Here is a 22458-nt window from a genome sequence, read left to right on the forward strand (position 1 = left end):
TTCACTCGGCCCATGGTCACCGGGAAGGATCGCTCACGATCGCGGCTGCTCGCCGCGTTGTCCGGCACCCACGACGGCCGCCCGGCCTGGGTCGACCGCATCGAGGAGGGCGACGACGCCGGGTTCTTCGGGCCCGGATCGGCCGCATGGGCGGTGCACGGCGGGATGCCCACGCTCGTGGCCGGCATCCGTGCCCTGCTCGTGCAGACGCTTCATCCCGGAGCCATGGCCGGTGTTCACGACCACTCGAGATTCGGTGAGGATCCGCTCGGCCGGCTCGCGGGCACAATCCAGTGGCTGACCATCGTCACGTACGCCGACACCGTCTTCGCCACCGAGGAGTCCGCCCGCGTGGGCAAGTACCACTCCCGGGTCGTCGGCACGTATCTCGACGCCCACGGCGTCGAGCGACCCTACGCGGCCGGCGACCCTGAGCTGCTCGCCTGGGTGCACCTCGCCTTCACGGACTCGTTCCTCGCGTGCCACACCATCTGGGGCGGGCCGATCCCGGGAGGAGCCGACGCCTACGTGCGGGAGTGGGCGACGGCCGGCGAACTCGTGGGTGTCGAGTCCCCGCCGCGCTCGGAACAGGAGCTCCGCGACCACCTGGCGGCGTTCTCGCGCGACGGGGTCTTGAAGAGCGATGAACGCGTGGCCGAGGCCGTGCGCTTCATCAGGCATCCCCCGCTGCCGAAGCCCATGCTGCCCGCCTACAGGGTGCTGTTCGCCGGCGCGGTGGCCAGCCTTCCCGACGACTATCGACGGATGCTGGGCCTCCGCCGATCCAGGCTGCCCGTGGTCTGGGCGACGGCCCGGGCTCTCACGGCCGTCCACCGGCTGCTCGGGAACAGGTCGCCATCCGAGGACGCCGCTCGCACGCGGATCGCACGGATCGGCTGGAGCCGCGACGTCGACGATGTCGGCGGCTCGAAGCCGTCGGAAGCGTCGGCCTCGGCGGAGTGAGCAGCGCGGTGCCCAGCTTGGGGGCACGCGCGGGGGATCCGCGCTCCCCTACGCTTCGGGGGAAGCCGCCCCTACGCGAACGGATGCCGCGATGTCGACAGCACCGCCCGGCTGGTATGCCGACCCCGGCGCCGCCCACGACCCATCAGTGCCTGCCGACTCGACGCGGTGGTGGGACGGCACGGCGTGGACGGAGCACACGCACGTGCCGGCATCCGTCACCGATGAGACCGGCGGATCCGGGGAACGCAACCCGTTCTCGCGCTACGCGCTCATCCTCGGGATCGCGACGATCGCCGCGGCCGCCGCCGTTGCTGTGACTCCACTCGCGGGACTCGTCGCTGTCATCACCGGCCTGCTCGCTCTCCTGCTCGGCATCCTCGGGATCGTGCGGTCGATGCGCACGCGTACGGGACGAACCGCATCGATCTGGGGAACGGTGCTCGGCCCGGCCGGCGTCATCCTGGCGGGGATCGTGTGGATCGTGACCTCCATCGCGATGACGCCGAATCTCGGCCTTCCGGGGTTCGACTACCCGCAACCCGTGTCCGAGACGGCCGAGCGCCGCATCATGAGGGATCTGGAGAGGGCAGCGGCCTCCGACCCTTCGGTGCCCGCCCCCGAGTCCGTGCAGTGCCCCGACGACATCGGCTACGACGACGTGCAGTTCCTCTGCACCATCGAATACCCCGACGGATCGTCGAACGTCGCCTTTGTCACCCAGACGGCATCGGGTCTGTACTGGCAGCCCTCCGAGCTAGGAGAAGAGGGCGAGTAGGCGGTCTCGAGCTCACCTGTAGCGGTGCCGCCGTCGCGACTCCTGCGTCACGACCCCCCGCAGCCGGCCTCAGTCGACGAGCGCGCGGAACCCGCTCATGAGTCCGACGCGCTGCTCCGACGTGCGCGCCAGTGGAGTCACGGCGAGCGTGGTGACGCCGGCCTCGGCGAAGGCCGCGACGCGCTCCTTCACATGGGCCGGAGACCCGATGAGGTTGATGGCCCGAGCCAGCTCATCGGGAACCGCCGCGGTCGCCTCGTCCTTGCGCCCCTCCAGGTACAGGTCCTGGATGAGCGCCGCCTCCTTCTCGAAGCCGTACTGCGACACCAGGTCGTTGTAGAAGTTCTTGCCCCGCGCGCCCATGCCGCCGACGTACAGGGCGATCTGCGGCTTCACGAGCGGGAGGACGGCGTCGGCGTCGTCCCCGATGTACAGCGCCGGGCTCGCGAAGACGTCCAGGCTGGCGAGGTCGTCCGAACGCTTGGCCAGGCCGGCATCGAGCGACCCGCCCCAGACGTCGCGCGCTCGCTCGGGGTGGAAGAACATCGGCATCCAGGCATCGGCGATCTCGGCCGTCTGTCTGACACTGGCCGGGCCGAGTGCCGCGACGACGATCGGGATGCGGTCGCGCACCGGGTGATTGATGAGCTTCAGCGGCTTGCCCAGCCCGGTTCCCTGCTCGGCCGGCAGCGGAATCCGGTAGCTGCGGCCCTCGTACTCCACGCGGTCGCGGCGCCACACCATGCGGCAGATGTCGATGATCTCCCGCGTGCGCCGCAGCGGTGCGTCGTAGGGAACTCCGTGGAAGCCCTCGATGACCTGGGGGCCGGAGGCGCCGATGCCGAGCACGAATCGTCCGTCCGAGACGAAGTCGAGACCGGCGGCCGTCATGGCCGTGAGCGAGGGCGTGCGTGTGTAGATCTGCAGGATGCCTGACGCCAGCTTGATCGTGTCGGTCACGGCGGCGAGGTAGCCGAGCTGACTCACGGCGTCGAAGCTGTAGGCCTCTGGCACGATGACGATGTCGACCCCGGCCTTCTCGAGCTCTCCGACCTCGGCGGCCGTCTCGCGGAATCCGCCCGAGTAGTTCAGCATCATGCCGATGTCCATGTGAGTCCTCACTGCGCTGTGGTGTCGTCAGGCTGCGCGAGATGCACGCGGCCAGCGTCCAGTATGCCCCGGGGCCGCATCCGTACCGAAGCCGCTGCGCGCATATGCAGGATCAGCTGCGTTTCAGCCGCGATATGGGGCTGAACCTTGTCTCATCCTGCAATCCCTGCGCCGCCGATGCGGCATCCGGTGTCTCGTGAACTCTGCGTGACGACCATGGCGCGCCCCCCGATCGGGGGAATAGTCTTCGCTCGAATGACAGCGCTCTCATCCCCTGAATGAAAGGCATGCATATGACACAACCGACGATCGTCCTGGTGCACGGAGCCTGGGCTGACGCCTCGAGTTGGAACGCGGTCGCCACCGACCTGCAGGGTCGCGGCTTCACTGTTCTCGCACCCACCAACCTCCTGAGGGGCGTGGCGACGGATGCCGCCTACGTCGCCTCCTTCCTCGCTCAGCGCACGAGCGGTCCGGTCGTGCTCGTCGGCCATTCCTACGGCGGTGCGGTCATCACCAACGCCGGCACCGGTGGCGGTGAGGTGAAGGCGCTGGTCTACGTCGACGCCTTCATCCCCGATGAGGGCGAGACAGTGTTCTCCATCCTCGGCGGATCCGGCTCGGCGCTCGACGTCCCCGATCCGACCACGGTCCTCGACGTCGCTGGATACCCCGGCTCTCCCGAGGGCGACGCCGAGGCGTTCCTCAAGCCGGCGACGGTGCACGACTCCTTCGCCCAGGACCTGCCCGAGGCCGACCGCTGGCTCATCCACGCCGGCCAGCGCCCGATCACGCTGGCTGCCAATGCCTCGCCGACCACCACCACGGCCTGGAAGACGCTGCCCAGCTGGGCCGTCGTCGGTACCGAGGATCGCGTGATTCCGCCCGCGACGCAGCGCAGCATGGCGGAACGCGCCGGGGCCACCATCACGGACGTCGCGGGGTCGCACGTGTCGATGGTGTCGCATCCGTCGGCGACGGTGGACGCGATCCTCGCCGCGGTGGCAGCGGTCTCCGACTGAGCTCGGCGGCATCCGTGGTTCACAGGATGAGCTCGACGATGAGGCCTGGACGGCCGTCATCGTCGGGCTCATCCTGTGAACGGGAGCGGATGCCGGACCTCAGCTGGCGCCCGACGGCACCCTGAGGCCGATCAGACGGCGGTCGGCACCACGACGACGGGCTGCGTCGTCGGCTGCGGGGAACCGCCTGCCGGCTCAACGGTGACTCCGACGGCCGCTCCAGCACTCATGCTGCCCTCGAGCACGCGCCAGGTGGTTCCGTCGTCTCCGACGGTGAAGGTGCCTGCCGGAACCGCAGTCTCGCTGTCGATGTACCAGAGCTCATAGGTCTGGTCTTCGGCGAGCGCCGGCATGCCGTCGACCATCACGGCCGAGCGTCCGAGTTCCTCGGACCACGTCAGAGTGACGGTTCCACCGCCGGAGACCTCGCCGGTCGCCTGCTGGGCATCCGAGGCGGCCGAGATGCTGGCGAGGTCGCGCTGGGCGCCCCATCCGTTCGGTCCGGGCCAGTTCACCCCGACGACGACGGCGGCGATGAGGACGACGGCGGCGGCAGCGGCGCCGATGAAGGCACCCGGGCGGGAGAACCAGCGCCGGTGGGCTGCGGCTTCTGCCCGGCCGACCGGAGGCGGCGTCACGGACGAGCCGGGGCTCGGAGCAGCGTCGGCATCAGTGGCCGACGGCGCGAGGGGCGCGCCCGGAGCGGGAGGGACTGCAGTCAGAGTCGGAGGAGCGACGGAATCCGCGGCATCCGGAGCCGACAGCACGGCCGGGTCACCGACGTCGGGGGCGGCATCGGCGTCGTCCGCAGTGCGTGCGGGCAGCTGAGGCAGGCCGGCCAGTTGCGCCATGATGCTCGCCTTGAGGGCAGGCGGAGGGTCGACCGGCTGAACGCTGGAGCCGAGCAGGGCTGCGGTGTCAGCGAATCCGGCCGCCTCCTCGCGCAGCTGATCCGAGTCGAGGAGGGCACGCTCGTAGCGGGCGCGCTCGTCGGCGTCGACGGCGTCGAGGGCATAGGAGCCGCTCAGGGAGTTCTCGTCCCCCACGGGACTCTGGTCTCTCTCGCTCATGCGGTCACCCCCAGTGCGTCTCTCAGACGGATCATCCCGTCGCGTATTCGGGTCTTCACTGTGCCGATCGGCACGCTCAGTTCATCGGCGATCTCGCTATGCGAGAAGCCGGAGTAGTAGGCCAACGACACGGCTTGGCGCTGCACATCCGTGAGCTCCGTGAGTGCGCGTTGAACACGTTCGTTCTCCACCCGCAGCTCTGCGGCCTCGCTCACCACGTCGGTGTCGATGGGAAGATCGCGGATGCCGATCCTGGTGTCGCGGTCACGCGAGGCCTGGGCCGAGCGGATGCGGTCGACGGCGCGGCGGTGGGCGAGCGTGAACATCCAGGAGAGGGCACTGCCCCGCTCGGGCTGGAACCGCGCTGCGGACTGCCAGATCTCGAGAAACACCTCCTGCGTCACCTCCTCCGATTGCGCCGGGTCGACGACGAGCCGTCGAATAAGTCCGAATAGCCGAGCCGATACCCCGTCGTAGAGTTCGCTGAAAGCACGCTGGTCTCCCGTGGCGACACGTTCCAGCAGCTCTTCCAGTGTGACGACGGGAATTCCTATGTCGTCTTCACCGATCTCATGGGGCACGAGAACAAGCATGTCAGGTGTTCGGTGTGATGCCGGTTTCGGATTGCCGTCGATACGACGAGAAATCGGATGCCGTCAGGTCCGACATCGGTACGCCGATCGGGTTGAACCGGCACGGCGCCGCGGCCGACCGCCGGCTCCTTCGACTTCCACCCCTCTCCCGGATGCACCGAATGTGCGGATCACGCCGGATTCCCAGCTTCGAAAAACTTTCCGGACTTTCTCCAATCCGCGCCCCACGGGGTTCCGAATGCCCTCCTGAAGGCACCACAGCAAGTGGAGCCGGCCGAACCCGGCCACCGATTCCAAGGAGAAGATCCATGCGACTCACACGCACTTCACTCGCCGCCCTCTCGATCGTGGGCATCGCAGCCCTCGGCCTGACCGGTTGTTCGATGGGCGGCGGATCCGACGACTCGTCGTCGTCAAGCAGCCCCAGCTCGGAAGCCCCCATGACCGAGACCCCCGAGGCCATGGACCCCGCAGCCGACCTCGTCGGCTCCGGTTGCGCCGGCTACGCCGAGCAGGTTCCGGATGGCGCCGGCTCCGTCGCCGGAATGGCTGAGGACCCGGTGGCCGTCGCCGCCTCGAACAACCCGATCCTCACGACGCTCACCGCAGCCGTCTCGGGCGGGCTCAACCCCGACGTCAACCTGGTCGACACGCTGAACGGCAGCGAGTTCACCGTCTTCGCTCCCGTCGACGACGCGTTCGCGAAGATCGACGCCGCCACGATCGAGTCGCTCAAGACCGACTCCGCCACGCTGACCAAGATCCTCACGTACCACGTGGTTCCCGGCCAGATCGCTCCTGACGACATCGACGGAACCCAGACCACGGTCGAGGGTGGAACCGTCGAGGTCACCGGCAGCGGCGACGACATCATGGTCAACGGCGCCAAGGTCATCTGCGGTGGCGTTCACACCGCCAACGCCACGGTGTACCTCATCGACTCCGTGCTGATGCCGCCGGCCTGATGATCCGGTGAAGAGGGAACGGCCCGTCTCCAATGGAGGCGGGCCGTTCTTCGTGTGTCGGTCGCTGAGGCGCACCGGCGGATCTCGATACGCGTCCGACTCCGTCGGGCGCTACTCGATCACCGTCGAGTTCAGAACCCGCCGAAGCGGATGCCCCAGCTGATCTCCCACTCGTCGCCCGGGGCGAGCCAGCGCAGGCCCTTGCCCGAGTTGAAGGCGTCGGCCGGGGCCGTCATGGGCTCGATCGCGATGGCGGCGTCGCCCTCGCGGCCCGGGAACTGCCGTGTGGTGAAGACCTGCACGAATCCGAACTCGGGCTCCGACCACATCGAGACCGTGCGTCCGTCGGGTGCAGTGAGGGTGTGCACCACCTCGCCGTCGGTGGCGAAGGCCTCTCCCCAGGCGTCGTCGAGCTGAAGCTCGCTCACGCGCCGCGGGTCGCGCAGGTCCCACTCGGTTCCCTCGACGGGAACCTCGGCCGTCGGCAGCAGCCTGTCATCGACCTCGATGTGGCTCGCGGCAGAGAGCTGCAGGGTGAGCGAGTCTGTGGGCACGTCGCCGATGCGCAGGAACGGATGCGTTCCCACGGCCACGGGAGCCGACTCGTGTCCGAGGTTGCGCAGGTAGTGCGTCACCTTCAGCCCGTCGGAGACCAGTTCGTAGTGGACGGCGGTCTCGAGAAGGTAGGGGTAGCCATGCTGCGGGAAGACCGTCGCGGCGAGCGTGACCGAGTCCTGGGTGCGGTCGACCTCGCGGTACTCGGTGTAGCGCAGCAGGCCGTGGATGGCGTTGTTCAGCTTGGGCTCGGTGATGTCCAGCTGCCGCTCGACCCCGTCGTGCTCCCACCGCCCATCGCGGATCCTGTTGGGCCACGGCACGAGAACGATGCCGGCCCCGTAGGGCGGCGACGACTCCTCCGCGTAGGTCTCGACGAGGTCGACCCCGTCGAGACTCAGCTGACGGATGGCTGCAGCGAGGCCCGTGATCGTCGCGCGCAGCTCGCCGCTCGCTGTCCTCGTCTGCAACTCGTACTGCTCACCGGTGGGAAAGGTCATGCGGAAAGCCTAGAGCCGGCCGGCAGCACGGCGAGACCCGCCTGCTCGAACTCGCCGAGGAGCACCGCCGGGGCAGCAGCATCCGTCACCAGGGTGTCGACCTCGTCGAGACGGGAGATCCGGGCCAGGTGCACCTCGCCCAGCTTCGATGAATCGGCCACGACGACGGCGCGACCGGCCGCCCTGATCATCGCGATCTTGACGGCCGCCTCCGGCAGGTTGGCGTTGGTGACGCCACGTTCGACGTCGACGCCGTTGCAGCCGATGAAGGCGATGTCTGCCCGCAGATCGGCGAGGATTCCCCGGGCCAACGGGTCTACGAGGGAGTGCTGCCGAGGCCGCAGAGTGCCACCCGTGAGCACGACCGTGAAGCGGGGGATGGCGCTCTCGAGCTCGAGGGCGATGCTCAGCCCATTGGTGAAGATCGTCACGTCGTCCAGGTCGCGGCGGGCACGCAACGACCGGGCCACCTGCAGCGTCGTCGTGCCGACGTCGAGGATGACGCTCTGCCCGCTGCTGACCAGGGCGGCGGCGGTCTGCCCGATGCTCTCCTTCGGTCCGGCGGAGGCTGCGAGTGCCTCCTCGAAGCTGGGCTCGCGCTCCGGGCGTCGGGCGATGGCCGTGGCAGCGGCATCCGTCGACGGAACGGCTCCCCCGTGAACGCGCCTGATGAGGCCCTCGCGCTCCAGCTGGTCGAGATCGGCGCGGGCGGTGACGTCTGTGACGCCGAAGGCGACGGCCAGGTCGCGCACCCTCACGAAGCCGCGGTCGGCGACGAGGGCCGCAGCGCGGTTGCGGCGAATGCCGGCCGGCACCGAGTTGCCGATGTCGCGATCGGTCGAGGTCATCCGCCCATTGTTCCCGGTTTTGCTTTGCCTTTGCAATGCGCAAATGAACTTGTTTCGTAAACGCAAGCCGCGTATCGTGAGCCTGTCATGACAGAGCCTGCAGCCTTCACAGCCGACCCTCGCATCCGTCGCCTCGAGCACTCGCTCGCCGACGGCCGAGAACTCATCTACTTCGATGACGCCGACACGACGCTCTCCGCGGAGCGTGCGCCCGACCTGCGCGAGCTCGACCCGCGGCCGGCCACGGCGACGATGCGCCAGGACGCGCTCACCGGAGAGTGGATCTCCATCGCGGCCGCACGCCAGAACCGCGTGTTCCTGCCGCCGGCCGATCTCGACCCGCTCGCCCCGCAGAAGCCGGGCAACCCGTCCGAGATCCCCAGCATCTACGACGTGGCCGTCTTCGAGAACAAGTCCCCGTCGTTCGGCCCAGAGCTGGCGACGGATGCCGACCCCGACGCCCTCGCCGAGCTCTCGGCGGTGGGCATCGGCCGCACCCGCACCTCCATCGGCCGGTGCGAAGTGGTCTGCTTCAGCCCGGAGCACGCCGGATCGTTCGGAACCCTGAGCGTCTCCCGCGCACGCACCGTGATCGAGGCGTGGGCGGATCGCACCGCCGCCCTCTCGGCGCTGCCCGGTATCGAGCAGGTGTTCCCGTTCGAGAACCGGGGCGAGGCGATCGGCGTCACGCTGCAGCATCCGCACGGCCAGATCTACTCGTACCCGTACGTCACTCCCCGGACGACGCGACTGCTCGAGTCGATCGAACGCTACGGTCCCGGCCTGTTCGCAGACCTTCTCGCCAGCGAGCAGTCTGGCGACCGGCTGCTGCTGCAGGGCGAACACTGGAGCGCGTTCGTGCCGTTCGCCGCGCGCTGGCCCATCGAGGTGCACCTGCTGCCGCACCGGCACGTCCCCGACTTCGCCGCCACGACGCTCGAGGAGCGCGACGAGCTGGCCCGGCTCTACCTGCGGCTGCTCCGCGGCATCGACGCGCTCTACGAGACGCCGACGCCCTACATCGCCGCCTGGCACCAGGCGCCGGTGAATGTCGGGCGCGACGACATCAGGCTGATGCTCCAGGTGACCAGCCCCCGTCGGGCAGCAGACAAGTTGAAGTTCCTCGCCGGATCCGAGGCCGCCATGGGCGCCTGGATCGGCGACGTGACGCCCGAGCAGCAGGCTCGGAGTATCCGCGAGGCTATCGCCAGGGCTGACGCGGCAACACCGATCGATGCGGCGGATGCGGCATCCGGCGCCGTCGAGCACGGAACATCCGCATCGCACGAGGAAGAGATCTGATGGCCGACCTGCACACCAGCGTGACGGAGCACTTCACCCAGCTGTACGGGCGCCGTCCGTCGGGGATCTGGTCTGCTCCGGGCCGCGTCAACCTGATCGGCGAGCACACCGACTACAACGCCGGTTTCGTGTTCCCGTTCGCGATCAACCGCCGCACGGTCCTGGCGCTCGCACCGCGCGAGGACCGCATCCTGCGGGTGGCATCGGCGTTCTCGACGGAGCCCGTTTCGATCTCGCTCGATGACCTGGCGCCCGAGGCTCTGCACGGCTGGTCGGCGTATCCGCTCGGCGTCGCCTGGGCGCTCGGCCAGTTCGGGGCGCCGCTCGACTCCCTCAGCGGAGCCGACGTGTACCTCGACTCCGAGGTTCCCGTCGGGGCCGGCCTGTCATCGTCGGCCGCCATCGAGAGCGCCATGGCCGTTGCCCTGAAGGACGTCTGGCACCTCGACTTCGACCGCCGCACCCTCGCCAGGGTGGGGCAGCTCGCCGAGAACCGCGCCGTCGGAGCACCGACCGGCATCATGGACCAGTCCGCCTCCCTGCTCGGGCGAGCGGATGCCGGGGTCTTCCTCGACTGCCGCTCGTTCGAGTCCGAAGTCATTCCCCTCGGCTTCGACACCGCCGGTCTCGAGGTGCTCGTGATCGACACCAAGGTGAGCCACGCCCACTCGACGGGCGGCTATGCGGCCCGCCGCGCCTCGTGCGAGGCCGGTGCCCGAGCCCTCGGAGCAGACACCCTGCGCGACGTGCAGATGAGCGACCTCGCGCGGGCCGCAGAGATCCTCGATGACGAGACCTTCCGTCGCGTTCGCCATGTCGTCACCGAGAACCAGCGGGTGCTCGACACCGTGCGCACCCTCCGCTCCGAGGGGCCCAGCGCCATCGGCGAACTGCTCGACGCGTCGCATGCCTCGATGCGCGACGACTTCGAGATCTCGACGCCGGAGCTCGACCTCGCCGTCGAGGCATCCCGGGCCGCCGGAGCCGTCGGTGCTCGCATGACCGGCGGAGGGTTCGGTGGTGCAGCCATCGCCCTGGTGGCGGATGCCGACCTTCCGGCCGTGCGCGCTGCCGTGCTGGCCGCCTTCGCTGCAGCCGGCTACACCGCGCCCGAGCTGTTCACGGTGCGAGCGGCGCAGGGAGCCGCGCGCGAGGAGTAGGCGCGCCTCTCGTTCGGACGAGCGTCAGCCCTCGGCCGGCGCCACCACGGCCGATGGCTCGCCGCCGGTGATGCGCACCAGCTCCGCGAACGTGGTCGGGAACACCGTGTGCGCGTGGCCTGCTGCCGCCCACACGGTGTCGTGGTCGGCGAGCGCCGTGTCGACGATCGTGCGCACCGGCGCCGGATGCCCCACCGGCGCGACGCCGCCGATCGTCTGGCCCGTCGCATCCTTCACCTGTTCCTTCGTGGCGCGGGCGACGGTGCCGCCGAGCCTCGCCCCGAGCCACTCGGTGTCCACCCGGTGCGCGCCGGAGGTCAGAACGAGGAGCGGTCTCCCGTCGAGGGTGAAGACGAGCGAGTTGGCGATGGCGCCGACGCTGGTGCCGATGGCGTCGGCTGCCGCCTGAGCCGTGGGCGTCGCCACGTCGAACCAGGTGACGTCGGGGGTGAGACCGTGTTCGGCCAGGGCGGCGCGCACGCGCTCGACCGCCGGGTGAGAGGTGTCGACCATGTCGCCACCCTAGGGCGCTCGCCCCGAGTCGCCCAAATGTGTCGCATCCGCGCGCTGATCGGGGCTCTGAGGCGACGAAAGCGGGCGAGTCGGGCTTGGGTAGGGCTGGGTAGGGTGGGGGCGTGAGCATCGACGAGCTGGCTGTCATCAGGGAGCTGCCGGGTATCGGCCGCCCCTCCATCGCCGCGACCGCCTTCGTGGCCGCCGGCGCCGTGATCGTCGGCGACGTCTCCCTGAGCGAGCGCTCGAGCGTCTGGTACAACGCCGTGCTGCGGGCCGACGGCGCCCCGATCGTGCTCGGAGCGGGCTCCAACCTTCAGGACACCGTCGTCTGCCACGTCGACGCCGGCTTTCCGCTCACGATCGGAGCCAACGTCTCCGTGGGGCACGGTGCCGTGCTGCACGGCTGCACCGTCGGAGACGACAGCCTGATCGGCATGTCGGCCACAGTGCTGAACGGCGCGGTGATCGGCGCAGGATCCCTCGTCGCCGCCGGCGCGGTCGTGCTCGAGGGAACCGAGGTGCCTCCGGGATCACTGGTCGCCGGAGTGCCAGCCAAGGTGCGCCGGGAGCTGACGGATGACGAACGCCAGGGCATCCGCACCAACGCAGAGCACTACCTCCGCCACGTCGGCGAACACACCGCCGCGCTCGACTGATCGCTGACTGACCGCGCTCGCTCGACTGCGGTTGCCCGGTCGCTCAGCGGAGGGCGGACTCCTCGGCCGCGACGACCGGCACCCTCGAGTCGCGCCCGAGAGGCGCCGCCAGCGGGCCCGGCATGAGGGCACGGAGCATCCGTCGGGCACGACGCAGCACCCAGAGCGACGGGACGGCGACGATCATCACGACGAACCCGGAAACCGAGTCGTCGTAGGAGCCGAGCACGCGTTTGCGGTCCCAAGCCCTGCGCAGCCGGCCACCGCGCAGGTTGTGCCGCTGGGGGCTCAGCTGGAGCGGCGCTGCGTCGCGTTCGGCCACGAGCTTCTCGAGCCGCTCGCGCCAGTCGTCGGCCTCGGCGCCGTGGAAGTAGTTGTCCTCCAGCCACTCCGCCCGGGGTCGATGGAACCGTCCCGCGCGCAGGTCGGCCTCGTCACCGAACAGGCCGCTGTCGATGAACACGGTGTTGATCAGCCCGGGCGCGATCCCGAAGTCATCGAGCAGCAGCACGGGGATGTCTGCGGCGACGGCCTCGAGCGCGGCGGTCGAGCTGACCGTCACGAGTGCGACAGCGCGCGCGAGATGATCTGCCATCGGCCCGTCCTCGACCACGAGGTTGGCCGGCACCGGACCACCCCAACGGTCGGTGACACCCGGGTCGTCGAGCAGCGCACCGAAATCGTACGCCTCGGCGTGGGTCTGCGCCTCGCCCGCGCGAGCACGGACCTTGACGACCACGCGCTGTCCGGGGTGGGCGCGCGCGGTCTCGACCAACCATTCGAGCAGCTCGATCCGATCATCGAGCCCGCGGGGCACGATGGCCTGGGCCGCGAAGACGATCGAGTCAGGGAGGCCGCCTGTCGGCCGGACCGGGGCCGCCTGAGCAGCGGACGCCCCGTCCGCCGCCCGGCTGTTCAGGAACGGCAGGGTGGACAGGCCGACGTCGACGGAGACCGGCATCCGCTCCGCATTCCGGGAGAACTCCCGCACCTCACGCCGGCTGTGCACCACGATGAGGTCCGTCTGCTCGCGGTAGACGATGGCCTTGGGCACCGCAGGAATGGTGATGCCCGGGAACCCGCTCACGAGCACCGGCCGATTCGGAACCGACCCGATCGCCCTGATGACCACCCGCACCATCGGACCCCTGAGCGCCAGGAGCACGGCGTCGGGACGCAGCTCGGCCACGACGCGTGCCAGGTCGGTGAGATGACGCACGCGCACCTGCCCCGGGGTGAAGGCCGATCCGGCGAGCGCGTCCTCGAGCTGACGTGCGCTCGGCTGCACGGGCGATGCGAGCACCACGATCTCGACCGCCCACGCTGCCGGAAGCCCTGACGCCAGCGCGGCACCCCACTTCACGTAGGAATCGGAGTCGCCGATCACCAGCATCCGTCGGGCGGCCACAGGCCTCATGACGCGTTGACCCTCCGCAGCTTCGCCTTGGGTGCCTCCTCGCCCGGGAACACGCGCTTCACGCCGTCGCCCATGGCTTCGCTGATGATGCGGATGTCGCGCACCAGGTGGTCGAATCCCTGCGGCTCGAGCGAGGCGGCGTGGTCCGAACCCCACATCGTGCGGTCGAGCGTGATGTGCCGCTCGACGGCGACAGCACCGAGGGCGACTGCCGCGAGGGAGATCTGCAGTCCCCGCTCGTGACCCGAGTATCCGATCGGCACGCCGCGGTAGCGGTCCTGAAGCGTGCGGATGACGGAGATGTTCGCCTCCTCGGTCGGCATCGGGTAGCTCGACGTGGCGTGGAGCATGACGAGGCGTTCGGTTCCGAGCACGTCGACGGCGGCATCGATCTCGTCCAGCGTCGACATCCCCGTCGAGAGGATCACGGGCTTGCCGGTCTCGCGGAGGGCCCAGAGCAACTCGATATCGGTGACGGATGCCGAGGCCACCTTGTGCGCGACGACCCCGATGTCCTCGAGGAAGGCCACGGACGGCGCGTCCCACGGCGACGCGAACCAGTCGACCCCGCGCAGGTAGGCGTAGTCGGCCAGCTCGATGTACTGGTCACGGTCGAACTCGACCCGACGACGGTAGTCGAGGTAGGTCATCGTTCCCCACGGAGTCTCACGCGGCACGTCCTTCATGTGCTCCGGGGTCGAGATCTCGGGAGTGCGCTTCTGGAACTTCACGGCCTGCGCCCCAGCATCGACGGCGACGTCGATGAGCTCCTTGGCGATCTCGACCGAGCCGTTGTGGTTGAGCCCGATCTCGCCGATGACGTAGACGGGCTCGCCCGGTCCGATGACCGATCGACCGATTCGCACGGACATGTGTACTCCTTCGTGTTGCCCGCGTGGCGGGACGTCAGTTCTCGCGGGTGCCACGAGCGGCCAGGATCGCGTCGGAGAGCTCGCGCACGGCGCCGGCTCCGCCGACGCGGGAGAGCACGACGCGTGCTGCGGCGATGACACTCGGATCGGCATCCGCCACCGAGACCGGCCAGCCCACGATGCGCATGCACGGCAGGTCGGCCACGTCGTTGCCGAGATAGGCGATGCGGTCGAGCGGAACCCCGACCCGCTCGGCCCAGGCGATGAGGCTCGTGGCCTTGTCGTCGACACCGTGCTCGACGTCGACCCGCAGCTTCTCGGCGCGGGCGGCAACCACTGAGTTCGTCTCGGCGGAGAGGATGAGCATGGGGATGCCGGCCTCGCGGAGGCGCTTGACCCCGTGCCCGTCGCGGCGACTCACCCGCACCGACTCACGGCCCAGGGTGTCGACGGATGCGGTGTCGTCGGTGTGCACGCCGTCGAAGTCGGTGACGACGGCATCGACGTCGATGAGCGGATGCGGGGACTGGTCGATGACCCGGGCGAGCGCCGTGCTGATCGCGAGGTCGGCCGCGGAGTCGATCTCGACGGCGGAGGCCTCAGGGACGAGCTGAACCGCGATGCGCCCGAAGAAGCGGTGACCGGCCTCACGGAACCCCGCGGTGCTCATCACGTAGAAGGCACCGGTCTCGCGGTACTCGGCATCGCGGTCCTGCCGCCGGAGACGCACGTCGGCCGAGTGGTTGACGCCCTCGACGGCTCCGCTGCCGTCGGGCGTCGCCCGCCACAGGAACGCGTGACTCTCGATCGCCGAGAAGACGACATCGGCATCACCGTCGAGCACCGCACGCACCGCGAGCTCGAGGTCGGCGGCATCGATGAAGGGCGAGGTCGCCTGAATGAACACCGTCGCCTGGGGAACCGTCCCGGTCTCGCTCTCGATCGAGTCGAGCGCGTGCAGGAGGGCGGATTCCGAGGTCGCGGTGTCGCCGGCGAGGCTCGGCGGACGCTGCACGATGTCGGCCCCGGCGTCGCGGGCGAGCGAGGCGATGGCGTCGCCATCCGTCGTCACGACGACCCTGTCGATCGAGGGCGCGGCGAGGGCGGCGCGCACAGCGCGCACGATCAGCGGCACTCCCCCGACCGGAGTCGAGTTCTTTCCCGGCAGACCCCGGGAGCCCGCACGTGCGGGGATGACGGCGACGACGCGGTCGACGACGCGACCTTCGCCGACGGCGCCGGCCGTGCTGGGACGCCCGACCGCCCCGGCTCGCGCTCGCTCCGTGTTGGTCATGCCGCGAGGCTAGGGTTCGGAGGTGACCTGCCCGTGATCGGGAGGTGAACGCGGCCGGTCACCCCGGGGTCGCTCGCCGCAGCGCGCGGGATGTTTCCGCATGCGAGCGGATGCAGGCCTGATGCGACGCGACCGGATGCGATGCGACCGGATGCGACGCGATCAGCCGCTAGCCGAGCCGGAGCTCTGCTGCCTTCACCACGTTCGAGAGCAGCATGGCGCGGGTCATCGGACCGGCGCCACCGGGGTTCGGCGACAGGAAGCCAGCGACGTCGGCGACCGACGGATGCACATCCCCCGTGAGCCGACCCTTGCCGGTCTCCGGGTCCTCGACGCGGGTGATGCCCACGTCGAGCACCGCGGCGCCCGGCTTGATCCAGTCGGCCTGCACCAGATGGGCGACGCCCACGGCGGCCACCACGATGTCGGCCCGACGCACCTCGGCGGCGAGATCGATCGTGCGCGAGTGCGTCAGGGTGACCGTGGCGTCGAGCCCCTTGCGGGTGAAGAGCAGCCCGAGCGGCCGCCCGACGGTCAGACCGCGGCCGATGACCGTGACGTGCTTTCCGGTGATCGGCACGTCGTAGCGCTGCAGCAGCTCGACGATGCCGGCCGGCGTGCAGGGAAGCGGCGAGCGCAGCTCTCCCTCGATGCCGAGCACGAGTCGGCCCAGGTTGGTCGGATGCAGGCCGTCGGCATCCTTCGACGGGTCGATGGCCTCCAGCGCGGCGTGCTCGTCGAGCCCCCTCGGCAGCGGCAGCTGCACGATGTACCCGGTCACCTCCTGTGCGGCGTTGAGGTCGGCGATGGCCGCCAGGACGTCGGCCTGGCTCGCCGTGGCAGGCAGGTCCACCCGGATCGACTCGATGCCCACCTCGGCGCAGTCCCGGTGCTTGCCGGCGACGTAGGAGCGCGATCCGGGATCGTCGCCGACGAGCAGGGTGCCGAGACCCGGCACGATGCCCTGGGCGCGCAGACCCTCGATCCGGGTGGCGAGCTCGTTCTTGATCGTCGACGCCGTCGCGACGCCGTCCAGTCGTACTGCGGTCATGGGAGATCCTTTCGACCGTCTGCTGCTGGAAAGCGAGGAGATTCCCGTCGGAACAGGCCCGAACACCGCGTTCGTCGCGGCATCCGCCGAGAAGTTCCTCGCTTTTCAGCTCCGAGGAGGTGAGGGGTTACTGCTGCAGGCCCGGGTACAGCGGGAACACCGAGGTGAGCTTCGTCACGCGCTCCCGGAGGCCGGCGACGTCGGCGCCGGGCTTCAGCGTCTCGGCGATGATGTCGGCCACCTCGACGAACTCGGCGTCACCGAAACCGCGGGTGGCGAGGGCGGGCGTTCCGATGCGGAGGCCCGAGGTCACCATCGGCGGGCGCGGGTCGAACGGGACGGCGTTGCGGTTGACCGTGATGAGCACCTCGTGCAGGAGGTCTTCGGCCTGCTGGCCGTCGAGCGGCGAGTTGCGGAGGTCGGCGAGCACCAGGTGCACATCCGTTCCCCCGGTGAGAACGTCGACTCCCCCGGCGCGCGAGTCGTCGGCGGTGAGGCGCTCGGCGAGGATCTGCGCACCGCGGATGGTGCGAGCCTGGCGGTCCCTGAAGTCGTCGGACGCAGCGATCTTGAACGCCGTGGCCTTAGCGGCGATGACGTGCATGAGGGGGCCGCCCTGCTGGCCGGGGAAGACGTTGGAGTTCAGCTTCTTGGCCAGCTCCATGTCGCGCGACAGGATGAAGCCCGAGCGCGGTCCGCCGATGGTCTTGTGCACCGTCGAGGACACGACGTCCGCGAAGGGCACGGGCGACGGGTGCAGGCCGGCTGCCACGAGTCCGGCGAAGTGCGCCATGTCGACCCAGAGCTTGGCGCCGACCTCGTCGGCGATGGCACGGAAGGCCGCGAAGTCGAGGTGACGGGGGTAGGCGCTCCAGCCCGCGATGATGACCTGCGGGCGGTGCTCGAGGGCCTTGTCGCGAACGACGTCCATGTCGACGAGGAACGTCTCGGGGTCGACGCCGTAGGACACGGCGTTGTAGAGCTTGCCCGAGAAGTTGAGCTTCATGCCGTGGGTGAGGTGCCCGCCGTGCGCCAGCTCGAGACCGAGGATGGTGTCGCCGGGCGTGGCGATGGCCGAGAGCACCGCTGCGTTGGCCGTGGCGCCCGAGTGCGGCTGCACGTTCGCGTACTCGGCGCCGAACAGGCTCTTCGCCCGCTCGATGGCCAGAGACTCCGCGATGTCGACGTACTCGCAGCCGCCGTAATACCGACGGCCGGGGTAGCCCTCCGCGTACTTGTTGGTGAGCACCGACCCCTGCGACTGGAGCACCGAGACGGGAACGAAGTTCTCGCTGGCGATCATCTCGAGGTAGTCGCGCTGACGACCGAGCTCGAGCTCGAGCACCTCGGCGATCTCGGGATCGACCTCGGACAGAGGGGCGTTGAGAATTGACTGCGAGTTGGCGTAATCAGACACTGGCGTCTCCTTGCGGAATCGGTGAACTAAGGGGTTCGTGTCGTGGCCCAGGCGAACGGCCACCAACCGATTCTCATCGCTCCCCGATGGTCACCCATCCGAACGCCAGTTGCGACCCGATCAGAGTAGCAGCAGCATCCCCGTCCGCGCTCTTGTGTGTTAGTTAGGACTCCTGACATACTCGCTGGACATCGCGACGATGCATCGAGGAGGGGCATGCGCAGGCGCCGGACGGTGTTCGCCCTCGTCGCGGCCACCGTCGTGCTCGCCGCCGGAGCCGCCGGCACGACGCTGGCCATCGCCGCCCTGAGAGAACCCGAGGTGACCTTGCCGCAGATCGTTCCCCAACCCGTCTCCCTCGTCGCCCGCGACGGCGAACCGTTCGAGCTCACCGGTGGCAGCCGCATCGTCGTCGACGGTCCCGGCGCCGCAGCCGTCGCAGAGCACCTCGCCACAGCCTTCCGCGTCTCGACGGGGTTCGAGCTTCCCGTCGTCGAGCTGGCGGATGAGACTTCGGATGCGGCCCCAGCTGCCGCATCCGACATCACCCTCGCCATCGCCGCCGGCACGGCTCCGGCCGGCCACGAGCAGGAGGGGTACGCCCTCGAGACCGATTCTGCCGGCGCCAGCCTCCGCGCAGACACCGCCGAGGGACTGTTCCGTGGCGTGCAGACCCTGCGCCAGCTCTTCCCCGCCGCCATCGAGTCGAGGAAGAGGGTCGATGATCTCGGAACCCGCTGGCTCGCGGCATCCGTCGACATCACCGACCATCCCCGCTTCGCCTACCGGGGAGCGATGCTCGACGTCGCCAGGCACTTCTTCGACGTGGCCGACGTGAAGCGCTACATCGACGACATCGCCCTGCTCAAGACCAATCACCTGCACCTGCACCTCACCGACGACCAGGGCTGGCGCATCGAGATCGACGGCTGGCCGAAGCTCACCGAGATCGGCGGAACGAGTTCCGTGAACGACGAACGAGGCGGCTTCTACACGAAAGCCGAGTATGCGCAGATCGTCGCCTACGCCTCGGACCGCTTCATCACGATCGTTCCCGAGATCGACCTGCCCGGGCACACGAACGCCGCCCTGGCCGCCTACCCGGAGCTCACCTGCACCGGTCAGGCTCCCCCGCTCTACACGGGCATCGAGGTCGGCTTCAGCTCGGTCTGCATCAACTCCGAGGAGACCTACCGCTTCGTCTCCGACGTCGTCCGCCAGATGGCCGCCATGACGCCGGGTCCCTACCTCCATCTCGGCGGCGACGAGTCGCTGTCCACCCCCGAGGCGGACTTCGTGAGATTCATCGAGCGGGTGACGACGGATGCCGCCCTGACGGGCAAGACGATCATCGGCTGGCACGAGATGGGCGCCGCGACGGCCATGCCGAACGGAACGATCGGTCAGTACTGGAGTTTCACCCGCCCGCAGGATGGCGCAGAGGACGAGACCATGACCTTCGTGCGGGGAGGCGGCCGGGTCATCCTCTCGCCGGCCGACGTCGCCTATCTCGACATGGTCTACGAGACGGGCACCGAATTCGGCCAGGCCTGGGCGCAGGGGCCGACCTCGGTGCGCGAGTCCTACGGCTGGAAGCCCACGCGCATCATCGACGGAGTGGGCGAGGAGGAGATCCTCGGAATCGAGGCACCGATCTGGACCGAGACCATGCATCGTATGCAGGATGTGGAATACATGGCGTTCCCCCGCCTCGCGGCGATCATGGAGATCGCGTGGTCGCCGAGAGCCGAGCACGACCAGCACGACTTCGAGAGCTTCGGGCCGCGTGCAGTCGCCTTCGCGGAACGTCTCGAAGCTGCCGGCATCGGGTACCACCGCGCGCCCGATCTGCCCTGGACGGATGCCGCCCAGTAGCCTGAGCGCTGTGGAGAGAGTGGACGAACGCGCTGCCGGCCCCGGCGTGCTGCGCCCGGAGGACGGCGAGGCCGCTCACCGTGTCGCCTTCATCGAGGTGTTCTTCGACGTCGTCTTCATCTTCGCCTTCACGCAGCTCTCGAAGCTGTTCCTGGCGGAGCCGAACCCCATCGGCCTGCTCGAGACCGTCGTGCTCACGGCGGCCATCTGGTGGATCTGGGTCGACACCACCTGGGTGACGAACTGGCTGAACCCCGAGAAGTGGCCGGTGCGTGCGCTGCTCCTGGTGCTGATGGCGCTCGGCCTCACGCTCTCCAGTTCTCTCCCCCACGCCTTCGACACCGCCGTCGGCGGCGCCGTCTTCGCCGTCGGCATCGTGCTCATCGGGCTGGTGCGCACCACCTTCGCCATCGTCGCGTTCCGCATCCACCGGCCAGACAACGCCCGCAACTTCGTGCGCATCCTGGTGTGGACCGGCGCCGGCGGTCTGCTCTGGCTGCTGGGCGGCTTCGGTCCGGCCGAGGTGCGCGTCTGGATCTGGGTCGCCGCCCTGGCCCTCGCCTTCCTCGGACCACTGATCAGGTACCGCGTGCCCGGTCTGGGCGGAACCCCGGCCGAGACCTGGGACGTGAGCGGCGAGCACATGAACGAACGCGTCGGCCTGTTCTTCATCATCGCCATCGGCGAGTCCATCATCGTCACCGGCACGGTGTTCGCCGGCGAGGAGCTGAGCGGCGACTCCATCGGCGGCTATCTCGCGGCCTTCATCGGCTCCGTACTGCTCTGGATGCTCTTCTTCAACCACGGCGAGCGCGGTGGCCGGGAGCGTATGGAGGAGGCGTCCAAGACGGGCATCGTGGCCCGCAATGCCTACACGATCGTGCCCGTCGTCATGGTGATCGGCGTCGTGCTCACGGCCGTGGCCGACGAGCTCGTGATCCTGCATCCGCACGAGATGGAGCATCCGTCGACCGCCTGGCTCATCTGCGGCGGACCGGCCGTCTACGTGCTCGGCAACCTGTTGTTCAAGCGTGCAGTCGGGATGCCCTGGCTGGTGTCGCATCTCGCCGCCATCGGCGCACTCGTCGTGCTGGGCGTCATCGGAGTGGGGATCACCCCGGTGAGCCTCAGCTTCGCGGTGAACGGAGTGCTCGCCGTCGTCGTGCTCGCCGACGAATGGAGCTACCGGAGCAGCCTGCGCCGCGCCGTCGAGAGCGCGGCGCACCGCTAGCCTGATGCACTGACCCCACCGATCGGAAGGCGAACGGATGCCGCGCACGCGCTTCACCAGCAACCTGCTGCGTCCCACGACCGGCGACGAGTCCCACCGCGTCACCTTCGTCGAGCTGTTCTTCGACCTCGTCTTCGTGTTCGCGATCACGCAGCTCTCGCACAGCCTCATCGATGAACCCACGCTGCTGCGCTTCGCCGAGGTGCTCATCCTGGTGGGCGCGGTGTGGTGGGCCTGGGTCGACACGACCTGGGTCGCCAACTGGCTGAACCCCGAGCGCGGCGCCGTGCGAGCCATGCTCATCGTGCTCATGCTGTTCGGCCTGCTCATGTCGAGCGCCATCCCCGAGGCCTTCACCGACAAGGGCTGGCTGTTCGCGATCGCCTTCGTGGCGATGCAGCTCAGCCGCACCACCTTCGCCTACTTCTCCTTCGTCGAGCAGGGCAGGCGGGAGAACGCGCTCAACGTCGTGCGCATCATCACCTGGTACGTGACGTCCGGCGCCCTGTGGATCACGGGCGGCTTCGCCGAGCCCGAGCAGCGCATCTGGATCTGGGTCATAGCCCTGGCCATCGAGTGCCTCGGCCCCGCCGCCAGGTTCTGGGTGCCCGGCATGGGCAAGTCTCCGATGGAGACGTGGGAGGTCTCGGGCGAGCACATGGCCGAGCGCGTCGGCCTGTTCTTCATCATCGCGCTCGGCGAGTCCATCATCGTGACGGGGTCGGTGTTCTCGGCCCAGCCGGTCTCGTGGGAGGGATTGGCCGCGCTCCTCGCGGCGTTCGTCGGCACGGTGCTGCTGTGGCTGCTCTACTTCGCGCACGGGGAGCGCAGCGGTTCCGCCTACATCACCGGAGCCGAGTCCAGTGGCAGCATCGCCCGTGCCACCTACACCTACATCCCGATCCTCATGGTGATCGGCATCGTGCTCACAGCGGTCGGCGACGACCTCGTGCTGGCGCATCCGTTCGGTCATCACGGCGAGACCGGTACCGGGACGGCCGCGATCATCACCGGAGGCGCCGCCATCTACCTGTTCGGCACCACGCTGTTCAAGCGCTCGGTCGGAGGCCCGTGGCTGCTCCCCCACCTGCTCGGCGTCGTCGCCCTCGCCGTGCTGTTCGGGTTCGCCGGGCTTCTCAACCCTCTTGCGCTCACCTGGCTGGTGAATGTGGTGCTGCTGACCGTGGTCGTCATCGACGAGTGGCGCTACAGCCGCATGGTCGCATCCGAGGCCATGCAGCTGGAGTAGGCGCCAGGCTCCGG

21 protein-coding genes and 1 riboswitch are annotated in these 22458 nt (G+C 69.2%); of the genes, 10 read left to right on the forward strand and 11 right to left on the reverse strand.

Annotation, left to right across the window (positions count from 1 at the left end):
* Positions 1-12 precede the first annotated feature (12 nt).
* Both ASC59_RS08885 and ASC59_RS08890 read left to right on the forward strand, forming a co-directional pair.
* Positions 13-963, forward strand: coding sequence for an oxygenase MpaB family protein (locus ASC59_RS08885; protein ID WP_055821023.1), 951 nt, complete (start codon positions 13-15; stop codon positions 961-963).
* A gap of 91 nt (positions 964-1054) precedes the next feature.
* Positions 1055-1741 carry a DUF2510 domain-containing protein gene (locus ASC59_RS08890; protein ID WP_055821026.1) on the forward strand — a complete coding sequence of 229 codons (687 nt, stop codon included), beginning with the start codon at positions 1055-1057 and terminating at the stop codon, positions 1739-1741.
* A 69-nt stretch (positions 1742-1810) separates the two neighbouring features.
* On the opposite strand, the gene ASC59_RS08895 is transcribed toward ASC59_RS08890, so the two are convergent.
* Complete coding sequence (locus ASC59_RS08895; protein WP_055821029.1) at positions 1811-2851, reverse strand: LLM class F420-dependent oxidoreductase; 1041 nt, start codon at positions 2849-2851, stop codon at positions 1811-1813.
* 293 nt (positions 2852-3144) lie between these two features.
* On the opposite strand from ASC59_RS08895, the gene ASC59_RS08900 reads away from it, so the two are divergent.
* Positions 3145-3873: an alpha/beta fold hydrolase gene (locus ASC59_RS08900; protein ID WP_055821031.1), complete on the forward strand. Its 729-nt coding sequence runs from the start codon at positions 3145-3147 to the stop codon at positions 3871-3873.
* Positions 3874-4004: 131 nt separating this feature from the next.
* Here the strand turns inward: ASC59_RS08900 and ASC59_RS08905 are convergent, their stop codons facing one another.
* A complete protein-coding gene (locus ASC59_RS08905; RefSeq protein ID WP_055821035.1) occupies positions 4005-4943 on the reverse strand; it encodes an anti-sigma factor domain-containing protein in 939 nt (312 codons plus the stop codon).
* A complete protein-coding gene (gene sigK, locus ASC59_RS08910) occupies positions 4940-5536 on the reverse strand; it encodes an ECF RNA polymerase sigma factor SigK (RefSeq protein ID WP_055821037.1) in 597 nt (198 codons plus the stop codon). Before sigK ends, ASC59_RS08905 begins: the two co-directional genes overlap by 4 nt.
* Before the next feature lie 308 nt (positions 5537-5844).
* Between sigK and ASC59_RS08915 the strand changes: the two genes are divergently transcribed.
* Positions 5845-6501, forward strand: coding sequence for a fasciclin domain-containing protein (locus tag ASC59_RS08915; protein ID WP_055821039.1), 657 nt, complete (start codon positions 5845-5847; stop codon positions 6499-6501).
* A gap of 131 nt (positions 6502-6632) precedes the next feature.
* Here ASC59_RS08915 and ASC59_RS08920 read toward each other — a convergent pair whose 3' ends face one another.
* Both ASC59_RS08920 and ASC59_RS08925 read right to left on the reverse strand, forming a co-directional pair.
* Positions 6633-7556, reverse strand: a complete 924-nt coding sequence (locus ASC59_RS08920) for an aldose 1-epimerase family protein (RefSeq protein ID WP_055821042.1) — start codon at positions 7554-7556, stop codon at positions 6633-6635.
* Positions 7553-8404: a DeoR/GlpR family DNA-binding transcription regulator gene (locus tag ASC59_RS08925; RefSeq protein ID WP_055821044.1), complete on the reverse strand. Its 852-nt coding sequence runs from the start codon at positions 8402-8404 to the stop codon at positions 7553-7555. Before ASC59_RS08925 ends, ASC59_RS08920 begins: the two co-directional genes overlap by 4 nt.
* A gap of 87 nt (positions 8405-8491) precedes the next feature.
* Between ASC59_RS08925 and galT the strand changes: the two genes are divergently transcribed.
* Complete coding sequence (galT, locus tag ASC59_RS08930; RefSeq protein ID WP_055821047.1) at positions 8492-9706, forward strand: galactose-1-phosphate uridylyltransferase; 1215 nt, start codon at positions 8492-8494, stop codon at positions 9704-9706.
* Positions 9706-10866 (forward strand): galactokinase, encoded by a 1161-nt coding sequence (galK, locus tag ASC59_RS08935; protein WP_055821051.1) that lies wholly within the window; start codon positions 9706-9708, stop codon positions 10864-10866. Before galT ends, galK begins: the two co-directional genes overlap by 1 nt.
* 24 nt (positions 10867-10890) lie before the next feature.
* Here the strand turns inward: galK and ASC59_RS08940 are convergent, their stop codons facing one another.
* Positions 10891-11379, reverse strand: coding sequence for a YbaK/EbsC family protein (locus tag ASC59_RS08940; protein WP_055821055.1), 489 nt, complete (start codon positions 11377-11379; stop codon positions 10891-10893).
* A 122-nt stretch (positions 11380-11501) separates the two neighbouring features.
* Between ASC59_RS08940 and ASC59_RS08945 the strand changes: the two genes are divergently transcribed.
* Positions 11502-12038, forward strand: a complete 537-nt coding sequence (locus ASC59_RS08945; protein ID WP_082513493.1) for a gamma carbonic anhydrase family protein — start codon at positions 11502-11504, stop codon at positions 12036-12038.
* A 43-nt stretch (positions 12039-12081) separates the two neighbouring features.
* Here ASC59_RS08945 and ASC59_RS08950 read toward each other — a convergent pair whose 3' ends face one another.
* The 5 genes from ASC59_RS08950 to glyA form a co-directional block, all read right to left on the reverse strand.
* Entirely contained in the window at positions 12082-13455 is a 1374-nt protein-coding gene (locus tag ASC59_RS08950) for a DUF6716 putative glycosyltransferase (protein WP_157487971.1), read from the reverse strand.
* Positions 13452-14327, reverse strand: a complete 876-nt coding sequence (locus tag ASC59_RS08955; protein WP_055821060.1) for an N-acetylneuraminate synthase family protein — start codon at positions 14325-14327, stop codon at positions 13452-13454. Before ASC59_RS08955 ends, ASC59_RS08950 begins: the two co-directional genes overlap by 4 nt.
* A gap of 34 nt (positions 14328-14361) precedes the next feature.
* A complete protein-coding gene (locus ASC59_RS08960) occupies positions 14362-15621 on the reverse strand; it encodes an acylneuraminate cytidylyltransferase (RefSeq protein ID WP_082513494.1) in 1260 nt (419 codons plus the stop codon).
* 169 nt (positions 15622-15790) lie between these two features.
* Positions 15791-16672: a bifunctional methylenetetrahydrofolate dehydrogenase/methenyltetrahydrofolate cyclohydrolase gene (locus tag ASC59_RS08965; protein WP_055821065.1), complete on the reverse strand. Its 882-nt coding sequence runs from the start codon at positions 16670-16672 to the stop codon at positions 15791-15793.
* Between the two features lie 127 nt (positions 16673-16799).
* Positions 16800-18089, reverse strand: a complete 1290-nt coding sequence (gene glyA / locus ASC59_RS08970; protein WP_055821068.1) for a serine hydroxymethyltransferase — start codon at positions 18087-18089, stop codon at positions 16800-16802.
* A gap of 38 nt (positions 18090-18127) precedes the next feature.
* Positions 18128-18212, reverse strand: a riboswitch (ZMP/ZTP riboswitch).
* 93 nt (positions 18213-18305) lie between these two features.
* Between glyA and ASC59_RS08975 the strand changes: the two genes are divergently transcribed.
* Genes ASC59_RS08975 through ASC59_RS08985 form a run of 3 tightly spaced genes read left to right on the forward strand, consistent with a single transcriptional unit; the run spans position 18306 to position 22444 of the window.
* Positions 18306-19964, forward strand: a complete 1659-nt coding sequence (locus tag ASC59_RS08975) for a family 20 glycosylhydrolase (protein ID WP_082513496.1) — start codon at positions 18306-18308, stop codon at positions 19962-19964.
* 10 nt (positions 19965-19974) lie between these two features.
* Entirely contained in the window at positions 19975-21195 is a 1221-nt protein-coding gene (locus ASC59_RS08980) for a low temperature requirement protein A (protein ID WP_162243182.1), read from the forward strand.
* A 37-nt stretch (positions 21196-21232) separates the two neighbouring features.
* Positions 21233-22444, forward strand: coding sequence for a low temperature requirement protein A (locus ASC59_RS08985; RefSeq protein ID WP_055821075.1), 1212 nt, complete (start codon positions 21233-21235; stop codon positions 22442-22444).
* The last annotated feature ends 14 nt before the right edge of the window (positions 22445-22458 follow it).

It is taken from the genome of Leifsonia sp. Root1293, from assembly GCF_001425325.1.
GTDB lineage: Bacteria > Actinomycetota > Actinomycetes > Actinomycetales > Microbacteriaceae > Orlajensenia.